The 13,261-nt window shown below is 72.8% G+C and carries 13 protein-coding genes; 5 read left to right on the top strand and 8 right to left on the bottom strand.

Annotated features, from left to right (window positions below; all coding sequences use genetic code 11):
• Positions 1-13: 13 nt before the first annotated feature.
• The 4 genes from AC1DQF_RS03235 to AC1DQF_RS03220 all read right to left on the bottom strand — a co-directional run bounded on the left by AC1DQF_RS03235 (position 14) and on the right by AC1DQF_RS03220 (position 3,346).
• On the bottom strand, positions 14-250 hold the full coding sequence (locus tag AC1DQF_RS03235; RefSeq protein WP_477523771.1) for a DUF3099 domain-containing protein: 237 nt from the start codon (positions 248-250) through the stop codon (positions 14-16).
• A 32-nt stretch (positions 251-282) separates the two neighbouring features.
• Positions 283-1,044 (bottom strand): alpha/beta hydrolase family protein, encoded by a 762-nt coding sequence (locus tag AC1DQF_RS03230; protein WP_477523770.1) that lies wholly within the window; start codon positions 1,042-1,044, stop codon positions 283-285.
• Positions 1,041-2,003, bottom strand: coding sequence for an NAD(P)/FAD-dependent oxidoreductase (locus AC1DQF_RS03225; RefSeq protein WP_477523769.1), 963 nt, complete (start codon positions 2,001-2,003; stop codon positions 1,041-1,043). Before AC1DQF_RS03225 ends, AC1DQF_RS03230 begins: the two co-directional genes overlap by 4 nt.
• Positions 2,004-2,110: 107 nt before the next feature.
• On the bottom strand, positions 2,111-3,346 hold the full coding sequence (locus tag AC1DQF_RS03220) for an NAD(P)/FAD-dependent oxidoreductase (protein ID WP_477523768.1): 1,236 nt from the start codon (positions 3,344-3,346) through the stop codon (positions 2,111-2,113).
• Positions 3,347-3,428: 82 nt separating this feature from the next.
• Between AC1DQF_RS03220 and AC1DQF_RS03215 the strand changes: the two genes are divergently transcribed.
• Positions 3,429-3,764, top strand: coding sequence for an antibiotic biosynthesis monooxygenase family protein (locus AC1DQF_RS03215; RefSeq protein WP_477523767.1), 336 nt, complete (start codon positions 3,429-3,431; stop codon positions 3,762-3,764).
• Between the two features lie 4 nt (positions 3,765-3,768).
• On the opposite strand, the gene AC1DQF_RS03210 is transcribed toward AC1DQF_RS03215, so the two are convergent.
• Together AC1DQF_RS03210 and AC1DQF_RS03205 are read right to left on the bottom strand one after the other, a co-directional pair.
• Positions 3,769-4,113: a hypothetical protein gene (locus AC1DQF_RS03210; RefSeq protein WP_477523766.1), complete on the bottom strand. Its 345-nt coding sequence runs from the start codon at positions 4,111-4,113 to the stop codon at positions 3,769-3,771.
• Complete coding sequence (locus tag AC1DQF_RS03205; protein WP_477523765.1) at positions 4,110-4,430, bottom strand: hypothetical protein; 321 nt, start codon at positions 4,428-4,430, stop codon at positions 4,110-4,112. Before AC1DQF_RS03205 ends, AC1DQF_RS03210 begins: the two co-directional genes overlap by 4 nt.
• A gap of 144 nt (positions 4,431-4,574) precedes the next feature.
• Here AC1DQF_RS03205 and AC1DQF_RS03200 point away from each other — a divergent pair, with 144 nt between their 5' ends.
• From AC1DQF_RS03200 to AC1DQF_RS03185, 4 genes are all read left to right on the top strand, one after another.
• The gene (locus tag AC1DQF_RS03200; RefSeq protein WP_477523764.1) at positions 4,575-6,437 is read left to right on the top strand and encodes an AMP-dependent synthetase/ligase; all 1,863 of its coding nucleotides are present in this window, start codon (positions 4,575-4,577) and stop codon (positions 6,435-6,437) included.
• A complete protein-coding gene (locus tag AC1DQF_RS03195) occupies positions 6,434-7,288 on the top strand; it encodes a glycerophosphodiester phosphodiesterase family protein (protein ID WP_477523763.1) in 855 nt (284 codons plus the stop codon). The genes AC1DQF_RS03200 and AC1DQF_RS03195 overlap by 4 nt, the downstream gene beginning before the upstream one ends.
• A 44-nt stretch (positions 7,289-7,332) precedes the next feature.
• Complete coding sequence (locus AC1DQF_RS03190; protein WP_477523762.1) at positions 7,333-8,373, top strand: hypothetical protein; 1,041 nt, start codon at positions 7,333-7,335, stop codon at positions 8,371-8,373.
• A gap of 75 nt (positions 8,374-8,448) precedes the next feature.
• Positions 8,449-10,599 carry an MMPL family transporter gene (locus AC1DQF_RS03185; protein WP_477523761.1) on the top strand — a complete coding sequence of 717 codons (2,151 nt, stop codon included), beginning with the start codon at positions 8,449-8,451 and terminating at the stop codon, positions 10,597-10,599.
• A gap of 7 nt (positions 10,600-10,606) precedes the next feature.
• On the opposite strand, the gene AC1DQF_RS03180 is transcribed toward AC1DQF_RS03185, so the two are convergent.
• Both AC1DQF_RS03180 and AC1DQF_RS03175 read right to left on the bottom strand, forming a co-directional pair.
• Positions 10,607-11,908 (bottom strand): endonuclease/exonuclease/phosphatase family protein, encoded by a 1,302-nt coding sequence (locus AC1DQF_RS03180; RefSeq protein WP_477523760.1) that lies wholly within the window; start codon positions 11,906-11,908, stop codon positions 10,607-10,609.
• Positions 11,909-11,983: 75 nt separating this feature from the next.
• Positions 11,984-13,261: arylsulfotransferase family protein (locus AC1DQF_RS03175; RefSeq protein ID WP_477523759.1), on the bottom strand; the 1,278-nt coding region annotated here is incomplete at its 5' end.

The raw sequence follows: 13,261 nt of genomic DNA, 5'->3' as shown, positions 1-13,261 counted from the left end.
GTTGTGACGGGAGTCAGCCGCGGAAGCCGTTGTTGCCCACGAAGGCGGCGATCGGCGGGATCACCGCCGCGACCGCCGACATCGCGACCGCCAGCGGTGTCGACCAGAAGCGCACCCACGTCCAGGCGAGCAGGATGAGGGTGAGGCACACGCCCATGAGCAGGAAGTAGCGCCGTTGACGCCGTCGTACCTGCTCGCTCGTCGACCACGGAACGTCCGTGAGGGACTCGACCCGGTGGTCGCGGCGCATGCCTCCACGGTAGTTCGTCAGGCCCTCACCCGTCAGCCGTCGGCGAGGTAGGGATCGCACCAGGCGCTGATGATGCGAGCAGCACGCTTGGCCTGGTTGCGGCCGGTGAGCAGGTGGTCGGCCCCCTCCAGGGACACGAAGCTGCGCGGGTGCCGCGCAGCACGGAAGATCTCGCTGGCGTTGGCGATGCCGACGGTGTTGTCCGTCGGCGAGTGCATGACCAGCAGGGCGCGCCGCAGGGTGCGGATCTGCTCACGCAGGTCCGCCTCGCGCACGTCCTCGATGAAGTGGCGGCGCAGGGTGAGCGCCTTGCCGCCGACGGGGAACGGCGCCTCGTCCTCCTCGAGGATCCGCTCGATGAGGGCGTCGTAGTTGTGCTCGACGTGCGCGGGCTCGTACGGCGCCCCGACGCTCGCCACGGCTCGCACGCCGTCGACCTCGTGGGCCGCCGCGATGACGGCGGCACCGCCGAACGAGTGCCCGACCAGCAGACGTACGTCGCGCCCCGCGTCGTTCATGAACCTCACCGCCTGCACGGTGTCGGCGATCTTGTGGGAGAAGGACCCGTCGCCCCAGTCGCCCTCCGAGTGACCGAGCCCCAGGTTGTCGAAGCGCAGCATCCCGATGCCCTCGGCAGCCAGCTGCTTGCACATCCGGCTGGCGGCCGGGCAGTCCTTGCCCAGCGTGAAGCCGTGGGAGAAGACCCCCCAGCCCCGGGTGGCACCCTCCGGGTGGTCGACGAGGCCGGCGAGCCGCGGGCCGCTGGAGCTGGCGAACCACACCTTCTCGCTCACGCCAGCCGCCCCACCAGCGCACGGCCCAGGTCCCGGCCGGAGAGCCACGCGGTCTCCACCTTGGGCGAGGCGCCCCAGCCGTCCCCGCACACGCCGACCAGCCCGGCCGGCCCGTCCACCAGCGCGTGCGTGGCGGTCCGCTCCCCCACCGGTCGCGCGAAGGTCCAGCGGTGCACGTGCACGTCCGCCGGCTCGGACAACGAGAGGGCCGAGCACAACGCCCGCACCATCTCCGGACCGGCGGCGGCCGGATCGTCGAGGTGCTTGCGTGCGAAGTCCGGCGTGGAGTGCACGACCAGGACCGGGGCGTCGTCGCCGCGCCGCCGACCGTCGTCGGCCACCCACGCCACGACCGGGTCGCCGTTGACGAAGGCCCCGTCGAACCGGCCCGTGGGGCTCAGGTCGTCCCAGGTGCGCTCGGGCCAGGTCGCGGCCAGGGCCAGCACCGGCTCGAACTCCCGGACCAGGTGCGGGGCCACCGGGTGGTCCTCGGCGACGAGGCGTCGGGCCTGGGGGTCGGGCATCGCCAGCACCACCGCCGCACCCGAGAGGCTCGCGACGTCCGCGACGTCGTACCGCTCCACCTCCAGGTCGCCGGCCAGGTCCTCGACGAGCGAGCGCAGCCCGCCCGGCGCACCCCAGCGCAGCGGACCGGTCTTGACGACCGGGTCCCCGTCGCCGAGCGCGCAGAACGTGTCGGTCCACGGGCGCGCGAGCCCCCGCTCGTGCCATCCCGTGACCACGGCGAGGAAGTCGTCGTCCGACGTCGTGAGGTACGACGCCCCGAGGTCGACCGGGCGGTCCCAGAGCCGCCGCGAGGCCATCCGCCCACCGGCCCGGTGGCCACGGTCGAGCACCCGCACGGGCACTTCCGCCGCGCGCAGCTCGCGCGCACAGGCCACCCCGGACAGACCGGCCCCGACCACCACGACGCCGTCGACACGCTCGTTCGCACTCATCGCGCCATCATCCCCCGGTGAGCACCGCTACCGGTCGATCATCAGCATGCGGGCGACGAGCCCGTCGTCGCGGTCCGTGAGCCGGCCGTGGGTGGGCGCGGCCGCGCTCACCGCAGCGCGGCGAGGACGGCGTCGGCGGCCCGCTGGCCGCTGACCAGCGCGCCCTGGATGGAGCCGGTGTCGCGGTGGTCGCCGCAGACCACGAGGTCACCGACCCGCACCGGACGCGTCGCGGAGTACGGCGCGGGCTGGGCGGGCAGCGCGTCAGGGACCTCGTGCCGGGCCACCACCTCCCACCGCGTCGGATCGATGCCCAACAGGTCGCCGGCGTGACGCCGCATGGCGGCCTCGACCGCCACCCGGCCGGGGCCGAGCAGCGCCGACCCCTGCACGAGGTGGCGGCCGGCCGGGGCGTAGGAGGGCGCGGCGCGCGAGACGACCGCGGCGTTGACCAGCGGCCCCCGCGGGTCGCGGCGCGCGTCGACGTGCAGGAGGTCGGAGTCGGGCGCCTCGGGCGCGGACCACCAGGTGGTGACGACGCCCTTGGTGGCCGGGGCCTCGACTCCGGTGAGCTCCCGTGCGCGAGGCCCGTCGGCGGCCACGACCACCTGCCGGGCCGTCCAGGTCCGGTCGGCGGTGGCGACCGAGGTGCCCGCCACCCGATCGACGTGGTGGCCGAGGCGGACCCGGTCCCCCAGCGGGGCCGCGACCTGCTCGGGCAGGGCCTGCATGCCGGAGACCGGCAGCGACGGAACGCCCCGCGCGAACATCCAGGCCAGCAGCAGCGCGAACCGGTCCGCCGTGCTGCCGTCGTCCTCGAGCAGGACCCCCGCGAGGAACCGGTCGACCACCCGACGCAGCAGGCCGTCGACACCGGCACGATCGAGGGCCTCCGCCCGGTCGACGTCGTCGCGCGACGCCAGCACGCGGGACAGGGACGTCCCCCGCCGCGGCCTCAGCAGCGGCGCGGCCCACCGCAGCACCGCGGTCACCTCGCGCGGACGGCCGATCGCCGTACCGAGCGTGCCGGGGATCAGCCCGGGGGCCCGCAGCGGGTGGCCCAGGACCGACGTGCCGGACTCGGTGACGGCCGCGACCCCGGCGCCGAAGCCCTGCAGCCCGAGCGCGTCGACGTCGACCCAGCGGCGTACGGCGGGATAGGCGGGATTGAGCAGCTGGAACCCGCGGTCGACCAGGAACCCGTCGACCCGGTCGGTGCGGATGCGGCCGCCGACGGCGTCTGCCGCCTCGAGCACGACGACGTCGTGCCCGGCCTCGTGCAGCACCCGCGCGCAGCGCAGTCCCGCCAGCCCCGCTCCCACGACCAGCACGTCGGCGTCCACGCCGTGACCCTAGTGCGCCGGTGGGCAGGGGCGGCCACGGTCGGGATCGGGCCCACCTGGCGACGGCTGGCAGGCTGGACCGGTGACCACCATCAAGATCAACGCCATCACCGTCCCCGCCGGCTCCGGGGACGAGCTCGCCCACCGCTTCGCCGCCCGGGCCGGCGCGGTCGACGGGGCTGACGGCTTCGAGGGCTTCGAGCTGCTCCGACCCACCGACGAACGCGAGCAGTGGCTCGTCATCACCCGGTGGCGCGACGAGGAGTCGTTCCAGGCCTGGGTGAGCTCCCCGGGCTTCGCCGAGGGGCACCGCTCGGCGGTGGAGCGTGCCGGCGGCGACGCGCCCCGACCGGTGTCGACGCACAGCGAGGTGTGGAGCTACGAGGTGGCCGGGGGCTCGTCCCCGACTACCGACTGAGCACTCAGGCGTGCTCGGCCCGGTAGCGCTGCAGGAGCCGGTCGAGGAGTGCGCCGAGGTCGGTGGCCAGCTCGTCGTCGAGCGAGGTGAAGGAGAACGTCGCGCGCCCGGTACGCCGCGCCAACAGCGTGGCCGACGACGCCGCCAGGTCGTCGGGGTAGCGGTCCGCGATGATCAGGTAGAGGCCGACCGCGGCCTTCCCCCGCTTGAGGGCCGCGAAGTAGTCGTGCCCCGTCGCGCCCGGCCAGACGAGGGACGGGACCCCGTAGATCGTCCCGTCGACCAGCTCGGGGCGGTAGCGGTCCAGCAGTCCCGTCAGCCGGGCCTCGACGGCCACCAGGTCCCTCACGACGCCGCCCCGGGCGGGGACCCCTCCCGCCGCTCGTGCAACCGCTGCTGCGCCTCACCCAGGAAGGCCAGGCACGGAGCCTCGACACCGGGGTGCTTCTCCACGAGGTGGAAGGTCCAGCGGTCCATCGCGGCCATGAAGCCGTTGTCCTCGCCGGGCCGGTACGTCGACCAGGCCCGGTGGCCCTTCGCCCGGCAGGTCGAGCAGCCGATCTTGTAGACGAACTGCTTCTCGGCGTCGAGGTCGATCGTGACCCGGGCCAGCGGGCCGCCCTGCTCGGCGGCCTTCCTTGCGCGGGCGGAGCGGCTCGCCACCATGTCGTCCTCCAGGGTCGGTCTCCGGGTGAGGGTCCAGTCTCTCCCACCGCCCGCGGCGACGGACTCCCCCTAGCCACCGGACCCCCGCGTGCGTGAGGATCGTGACCCCCGTCACACCCGCCCCACACCCCGAGGAGCCCCGCGATGCCCGACGTGCTGACCGATGCCGTGCAGGCCGACCGAGCACGGATCGAGGAGGCGGTCGCGGGCCGTACGCTCATCGACGCGCTCGCCGACACGGCAGCCGCCCACGCCGACGAGCCGGCGTACAGCGACAAGCACGGCGTGGCGGAGGGTGAGGCGTGGCGCACGCTCACGTGGGCACAGACCCGGGAGACGGCGCTGGACCTCGCCGCCGCCCTCATCCAGGCGGGGGTGCAGGTCGGCGACACCGTCGCGATCATGGCCACGAACCGGATCGAGCACCTGGTGGGCGACATGGGCGCGGTGCACGCCGCGGCCACCCCGATGTCGATCTACAACACCCTGTCCCCCGAGCAGGTGGCCTTCATCGCCGGCGAGTCCGAGCCGCGGGTCGTGATCCTCGAGGGCACCGACCAGCTCGAGCGCTGGCGAGACGCCCTCGACGCGGTCGGCACCGTGGTGGTGCTCGACCCGACCCAGCGCCCCGACGGCGAGCGCTACGTGACGTGGGACGACTTCGTCGCCCGCGGGGCTGCGTACCGCGGGGAGCACGCCGACGAGATCGAGCAGCGTCACCAGGCCCTCGAGCCCGACGCACCGGCGACGATCCTCTACACGTCCGGCACGACGGGCAACCCCAAGGGCGTCGTGCTCACCCACCACAACGTCCTGTACGAGGCGCTCAGCACCCTCGAGGCCGCCGGCCTCCAGGAGCCCCAGCGCCAGATCAGCTACCTGCCGCTCGCCCACATCGCCGAGCGGGTGCTCGGCCTCTACGGCCCGCAGGTGGTCAGCGGCCACGTGCACTGCATCGGCGACCCGGCCCAGCTTCTCGCGACCCTCGGCGAGGTCCACCCCACGGCGTTCTTCGGCGTCCCCCGCGTGTGGGAGAAGATCAAGACGGGCCTCTCCGCCAAGCTGGCCGCCGACCCGAACCCCGACAACGTCCGGCTCGTCCAGGACTCGATGGCCGCGGGCCTCGCGTGGGTCCAGGCCCAGGAGGTCGGCGGGGAGATGACGCCCCAGATCCAGGCGGCGTACGACGAGGCGGAGGCTGCGATCCTCGGCTTCCTCAAGCTGCTCCTCGGCCTCGACCAGGTGACCTGGGCGGGCTCTGCGGCGGCCCCGATGCCGCTGGAGGTCGCCAAGTTCATGGCCGGGCTCGGCCTCATCGTCTACGACGTCTACGGCATGACCGAGACGTCCGGCGCGGTCACCGCCAACGGTCCGGGCGGCTTCCGCCTCGGCACCGTCGGTCGCGCGACCCCGGGCATGGAGGTCCGGCTCGGCGAGGACAGCGAGGTGCTCGTCCGCGGTCCCGTCATCACCCCCGGCTACCACCGCCAGGAGCAGGCGACCCGCAACCTCGTCGACGCCGACGGCTGGGTGCACACCGGCGACATCGGCACCCTCGACGAGGAGGGCTTCTTCGCGATCGTGGACCGCAAGAAGGAGCTCATCATCACCTCCAACGGCAAGAACATCGCCCCGTCCAACATCGAGAACTACCTCAAGGAGTCGCCGATCGTCGGCCACGCGATGGCCATCGGCGACAACCGCTCGTACGTCGTCGCCATCCTCACCCTCGACGGCGAGGTCGCCCCGGCGCTCGCCGCGGCGCGCGGGATCGAGTTCGCCGACCTCGCCGAGCTGTCCGCCCACCCCGCGATCCGGGCGATGGCGCAGGACGCCGTCGACAAGGCCAACGCCCGCCTCTCGCGACCGGAGCAGGTGAAGGCGTGGGAGCTGCTCCCCGAGGAGTGGACGGCCGAGTCCGAGGAGCTCACCCCGACGCTCAAGCTCAAGCGTCGCGTCGTCAACCGCAAGTACGCCGACGTGGTCGAGCGGCTCTACGCCGGGTGACCTTCGACGCTGTGCCGTTGCCCGTCTTCGACGTCGAGGCCCACCGCGGCGGCGCCGGGCTCTGGCCCGAGAACACCCTCGAGGCGTTCGACCGTGCCCTGGCCCTCGGTGTGGCCACCCTCGAGCTCGACGTGCACCTGACGGCCGAGGACGACGTGGTGGTCTGCCACGACCCGGCCCTGGCCGACGCCCGGCTCATCCGCACCCTCACCCGCGCGGACCTGCCGCCGACCATGCCGCTGCTGCGACAGGTCGCGGCCCTGCTCACCGAACGGGGCGCAGACCCGGTCCGCGTCAACCTCGAGATCAAGTACGACGCCGTCGCGGCCGCGGAGCGGACCTCACGCACCGAGTTCGTCGAGGTCGTGGTCGAGGCGATCCGCATCGACGGGCTGGTCGGGCGCACCAGCATCCAGTGCTTCGACTGGGGCGTGCTGGGGCTGGTCGGTGACGTCGAGCCGGTGCTGGCCCGCACCCTGCTGGTCTCCCCCCGCTACCTGAAGGCGTCCACCGACGGCCCGTCCCCGTGGTTCGACGGGATCGAGGTGGAGGAGCACTTCGTGCGGACCGCGGCCGCCCAGGGCTTCGACGCGATCTCCCCGATGCACGGCAGTCCCTTCGCCGCCGGCGTCGACGACCCGGCGTACGTCGCCTTCGCGACCGCGGACCTCGTCGCCGAGGCCCACGACGTCGGGCTGCGCGTCGTCCCCTACGTCGTCGACGACCCGCCGACGATGCGGGCCCTGCTGGCGGCCGGCGTGGACGGGCTGATCACCAACCGGCCGGACGTGCTCCGCGAGGTGCTGGCCGCGCTGGGACGGCCCCTCCCCGCGGCCTTCCCGGGTCGGTGACCTCACCGATGCAACCTCCGGCGCGCCGATGGTGTCCTAGGAGCATGAACCGTCTCCTCGTCGCGCTGGCCGTCGCCCCACTGGCCCTCACCCTGCACGCCGCACCCGCCGCCGCCTCCGACGGGGCGGCCGCGCCCCGCCAGGTCCTCGATGTCTCCGACCTCGACACCGGGGCCGCTCCGCGGCTCGCGTGGTCCGAGCGGACCAGCGCCTCCCGCGTCACCATCCACGGTCCCGACGGCACCACCCCGGCCGCGGGCAACGTCCGCGTCTTCGCCCCGATGGGGTCGGGGTACGTCGTCCAGACCGGCGGCGCCCGACCCCCGCGGGTCCGCTGGATCGGCGCCGACGGCACCCCGGGTCCGCGGGAGTGGCGCACCGGCTACGGGCTTGCCGTCTCGAGCGGCGGCGAGGCGGTCGCCTTCACCGGCCGCCGGGGCCAGGTCCGGGTGATCGACTCGGAGGGGGACCGCGTCCTGCGGATGCCCTCGGTACCTGGTCGCGGCCTGCACACCCCCGCGGTGGTCCTCGGCGAGGACTGCAAGGAGAGCGACACGAGCAACGGCTGCGCGATCATGGTCAACTCCACGCGCCGCCCCCTCAGCTGGGTGACCTCCTCCCACGGCATCGTCGACAGCACCCCGTTCCAGACGGTGTCCACGGGCCGGGGCCGGTGGCTGGGCGGCATCGTCAGCCGCACCGACACCGGCACCTGCAACGCCATGCGTCGCGGTGCCCGCACGGCCTGGACGACCTGCCGCAACCAGCTGTCGGCCATCTCCCCCGACAACCAGCACCTCGTCGGCACCCCGGCGTACGCCGACGGCTTCGGCCCGACCCGTCTCGACCTCCTCGACCTGCGCTCGGGCGACCGGGTCCGCTCCTTCGTCGCCGACCGGAGGGGCCGCTCGGCGACGTACTTCGACCAGGTRTGGGAGGACGCCGAGCACCTGCTCGTCGTGACCTTCCAGGCCGACGAGTGGGCGATCGTCCGGATCGGGACCGACGGGTCGATGGAGTACGCCGTGGCGCCCCGTCGTGACGGCGGGGACATGGAGGCCCCGTTCCACCTCCAGGCGGGGTAGTGGTCTAGACCCCGACAGGCGGGTCAGGGTGAACCCGGATGCGCGATGTCGGTGGTCGGTGTTCCACTGGTCGACATGAACCGTCAGCTCGCCGGCACGCTCACCGGGCGCGTCACCAAGTGGGTCGTCCTCGTCGTGTGGCTGCTCGTCGCCGCCGGCGCCGCGATGTTCGCCAGCAAGCTGGCCGACGTGCAGAACAACGAGGCCTCCTCCTGGCTGCCGTCGTCGGCGGAGTCGACCCGCGCCTTCGAGAAGCTCGCGCCGTTCCAGGACCAGAACGCCATCCCCACCATCGTGGTCTACCACCGCGACGGCGGCCTGACGGACGCGGACCTCGCGGCCATCGAGGACCAGGCGGTCGAGATCGCCACCCTGGACGGCGTGGCCGAGGCCAAGCCCGGGCGTCCTCCGTCGGTCATCAGCCCGGCCACCGCCGAGCAGGTGGGGTTCCCGGCCGTCTCCCAGGACGGCCAGGTCGCGCAGACCTCGGTGACCTTCGACCTCGGTGCCGAGGGCTGGAACAAGATGCCCGGCATCGCCGACGACCTCCGGGACATCGCGACGCTGGACGGCGTCGACGTCTACGTGGCGGGCGCCGGCGGTCAGGCCGCGGACTCCGCCGAGGCGTTCGGGGGCATCGACACGACCCTCCTGGCGGGCACGCTCGGCGTCGTCATCCTGATCCTGCTGTTCACCTACCGCAGCCCGGTCCTGTGGATCCTCCCGATCTTCAGCGCGGTCGTGGCGCTGTTCGTCTCCCAGGCGCTCATCTACTTCCTCGCGAAGTACGCCGACCTGACCGTCAACGGCCAGTCCTACGCCATCTTGACCATCCTCGTGATCGGCGCGGGCACCGACTACGCCCTGCTGCTCGTGGCCCGCTACCGCGAGGAGCTGCGTCGCCACGAGGACCGGCACGAGGCGATGGCGTTCGCCCTGCACCGGGCCGCCCCGGCCCTCTTCGCCAGTGCCGCTACCGTCGCACTCGGCATGCTGTGCCTGCTCTTCGCCGAGATGAACTCCACCGCCGGCCTCGGGCCGATCGCCGCGATCGGCATCGCCGTGACGTTCCTCGTGATGATCACCCTGCTGCCCGCGCTGCTCGTGATCACCGGGCGCTGGATCTTCTGGCCGCGACGCCCGGGGTTCGGCTCGGCCGAGCCGACGCAGACCGGCATCTGGGCCAAGGTCGGACGCTGGATCGTCCCCCGGCCGCGCAAGGTGTGGGTGGTCACCTCCGTGATCCTGGCCATCGCCTGCATCGGCCTGCTGCGCCTCGACACCAACGGCCTGTCCACCGAGGACTCCTACACCCAGGAGTTCCAGTCGGTGAYCGGCCAGAAGGTCCTGGTGGACGCCGGACTGGTCGACCAGTCCAACACCGTGATGGTGGTGGCCAACGCCGGGAGCGAGGACGCGATCTCCGCGGCCATGGAGGGCCTCGACGACGTCGAGCCCCCCAAGCCCCCGGTGACCTCCGGGGACGTCGCGTTCGTGGAGGCCGCCATCGGCTCCGACCCCGCGTCCCCCGAAGCCTTCGCGACCGTCGAGCGGGTCCGGGACGCCGTCCACGCCGTCCCGGGCGCGGATGCCCTGGTGGGAGGCAACTCGGCGTTCTTCCTGGACACCAAGGACGCCTCCAACCGCGACAACCTCGTCATCATCCCGATCATCCTGGTCCTGGTGTTCCTGATCCTGATGGCCCTGCTGCGCGCGGTCGTCGCACCGCTGATCCTGATCGCCACCGTCGTGCTGTCCTTCGGCGGCGCGCTCGGCATCTCCGCGATGCTGTTCGAGTACGTCTTCGGCTTCGCCGGGTCCGACCCAGGCTTCCCCCTGTTCGCCTTCGTGTTCCTCGTGGCACTGGGCATCGACTACAACATCTTCCTGATGACGCGGGTGCGTGAGGAGACGATGCACTTCGGCACCCGCAAGGGCGCACTGGTGGCCCTCACCTCCACCGGCGGCGTCATCACCAGCGCCGGTCTGGTGCTGGCCGCCACGTTCCTGGTGCTGGGCACCATTCCCGTGGTGTTCCTCGCCGAGCTGGGCGTCGCCGTGGCCCTGGGCGTCATCCTGGACACCATGATCGTCCGATCCGTGCTGGTCACGGCGATCAACATGGACCTCGGCGGCAAGATCTGGTGGCCGAGCAGGCTCGACCGCGAGGACCACCACCTCACCCTCGACGAGATCGAGGCACCGATCGAGACCGTGCACTCCTGAGGCCTGATCAGTAGCGCACGTCCAGCCACACCTGGCGGTGGTCGGAGGTCGGCACCCCGGTGAAGGGGTACGCCGTGGTGCTGTAGTCGCCCGTCAGGTAGTAGAGCGGGTCGGAGTCGACCGGCCAGAAGATCCCCGATCCCACCACCCGGGTGCCCTTCGACGGCAGCACGTAGTCGACGCGCAGGTTGCCCGGGGCACCGTCCGCGAAGTCCGCCGTGTCCAGCGCCGGGTCGCCCTGCTGGGTCAGGTTGGCTCCGCCCTGGTCGACGGCCTCGGCGCCACCGGCCGCGGTGGGACGGGGGTCGCGGATCCGCGGGTGGTGCAGCAGCTGGTCGATCGCGTGGTCGACCGAGTCGCCGTCGACCGGGTCGGCGTTCTGGTCGCCGGCGATGACGAACCGCTCGCCGCGCGCCAGGCCGCCGTACCGGCCCTCGTCGTCGTAGACGTACGCCGCGCGCTTGCGGTCGGGCGCGACGTAGTCGGCCCAGAAGCGGATCTCGTCGTGGTTGCGCAGGCCGTTGCGGTCCTCGGGTCCGTCGAACGTGGGCGGCGTCGGGTGCGACACGAGGAAGTGCACGGTCTCGTCACCGATCTCGATCGGCACGTCCCAGTGCGACTTGGACGAGAGCCGGACGTCCTCGAGCTCGTCGGCGGAGTACCAGTCGGCCGGGGCCGGCGTGGCCGGGTCGTCGGGGAGCAGCGCGCCGGGCATGTCGGCCCAGCGGAAGGTCTGGAAGGTGCGCACCGCGTCGGTGTCGATCGGGTACCGGGAGTAGACGACCATGCCGTACTGGCCCGGGAACAGCCCGAAGCCGAACGCGTCGTCGCCCCCGCCGATCCGACCGTCGTTGTTGAGGTCGTGGCCGCTCGGCACCCCGGTGTTGACCGGCGCGACGTAGGCGTAGGGGTACTCGATCGGCGCGGCCCCGTGGTGGCCCACCTCGAGGAAGTTGTCGCGGAACAGGTCGACGGCGGCGGGGTCGTAGTCGAACTCGTTGACCAGGAGCACGTCGGGCCGGGTCCGCTGGACGGTCTCGGCGACGTTCTGCGCCTGGCGCACCGCGCCGGTGTCGGCATCCGGGTCGGACAGGTCGGCGACCAGCCCGCCGGCCGTCGCCCGGTTGAGCGAGGCATTGAAGGTGGAGAAGCGCACGGTCGTGCCCCCATCGTGCCCGTGCCCGTGCCCGTGCCCGTGCCCACGGTCTGGGTCGTGGCCGGCCTGGGCCGGCGAGACGGCGCCAAGCGCCAGGGACGCCGCCAGTCCGGCGCCGAGCAGGGTGGTGCGGGTCAGGGTTCTACGGCGCATCAGGGACCTCCGAGTCAGGTGATGGATGTCCGCACCCTAGGCAGCCTTGGTGAACGCCGCGTGTCCGGACTCGTGTCAGACCCGGACGGTGCGGGTCCGCCCGAGGACCCGGCCACCGGCGTCCAGCGCCTCGGCCCTCACGACCCGGGTGCCGGTCTCGAGCGCGACCGCCGTCTCGAAGCCCGCGCGTCGCGTCTCCCCGAGGGGCGCCAGCGCGGACGGCCGCGGACCGGCGAGCACCCGCCAGGCCGCCACCTCGGTGGCCCCGTTCCAGGAGAGGTGGGCCGAYCCGTCGGCGACGACGAGGTCGGGGGGCGTGACCGGCCGCCCGCGCCACGGGAACCGGTAGGACCGGTAGGAGCCGAGGCCGAGGCCGGAGAGCTCGAAGACCACCTCGCCGTCCGCGTCGAACTCGGTGGCGTAGGGGTCCATGCCCCACCCGACGAGCACGTGCCCGCCCTCGAGGTGGTGGGCGTTGCCCATCGCGTAGCCGTACCGGTCCTCGTGGCGCAGGGCCTGCACGAGCGTGGCGGTCATCGCCTTCTCGTCGAGCTCGAAGCGCAGCGCCGCCGACACCGCGTCGGTCTCCGTGGCGTTGTCGTGGTTGTCGAAGATCGTGATCGACCCGTCGGGCTGGCGGCGCAGGTCGTGCTGCCACCCGAACTCCCCGCCCTCCGGGACCTCGATGTCGCTCTTCTTCCCGCCGAAGCGCCAGAGCACCTCGCCGGTACGTCGGTCGATGCGGTAGAGCGCACTCGTGTGCCGCCCCGAGATCAGCAGCCCGTCACCGTCCTCCTCGATCGAGTTGACGTGGATGGGGTCGAAGGGCAGCGCCGCGGTGCCCGTGTCGTCCACCTCGCGGTAGGTCTCGGTGAGGTCGATGTGGTCGAGCCCCTCCCAGTCCAGCAGCACCTCCCCCGTCTCCACGTCGACCTCCTGGATGCGACCACCCCAGACGTAGCCGTCCACGGGCCCACCGATCGGGCTGAGGTCGTAGGGCATGGTCGGGTACGACGTGAGCAGCGCGGTGCCCCGCGACGTCAGCTGGAACTCGTGGATGTCGGCCAGCACCCCGTGTCCGCAGCGCACCTCGGCCACCGGCAGGTAGCGCTCGTCGAGGATGACGCCCTTGCCGTTGCCGGTGCCCTCCTTGATCTCCCCGGTCCAGTAGGTGAGGACGGGGCGACCGCGGTAGGTCTGGACCCGCAGGTCGGTGGCCGCGTTGCCGTCGGGCTCGATCCACACGGGCTGCGCGCGGTCGTCGTACACGACACCACGGAAGACGGGGGTGCGCGGAGTGGTGAAGAGCAGACCGGCCGCCGGGGTCGCCCCCGGCTTCGTCCAGGCCTCCGC

Source organism: Nocardioides sp. P4_G4, from assembly GCF_056401085.1.
Note: the sequence above shows the minus strand (reverse complement) of the source record. Positions and strands in the feature narration are given on the sequence as shown.

Coding starts and splice junctions, on each gene's coding strand:
- AC1DQF_RS03235 (WP_477523771.1), bottom strand. CDS start 250: ATGCGCCGCGACCACCGGGTCGAGTCCCTCACGGACGTTCCGTGGTCG.
- AC1DQF_RS03225 (WP_477523769.1), bottom strand. CDS start 2,003: ATGAGTGCGAACGAGCGTGTCGACGGCGTCGTGGTGGTCGGGGCCGGT.
- AC1DQF_RS03205 (WP_477523765.1), bottom strand. CDS start 4,430: ATGGTGGCGAGCCGCTCCGCCCGCGCAAGGAAGGCCGCCGAGCAGGGC.
- AC1DQF_RS03200 (WP_477523764.1), top strand. CDS start 4,575: ATGCCCGACGTGCTGACCGATGCCGTGCAGGCCGACCGAGCACGGATC.
- AC1DQF_RS03180 (WP_477523760.1), bottom strand. CDS start 11,908: ATGCGCCGTAGAACCCTGACCCGCACCACCCTGCTCGGCGCCGGACTG.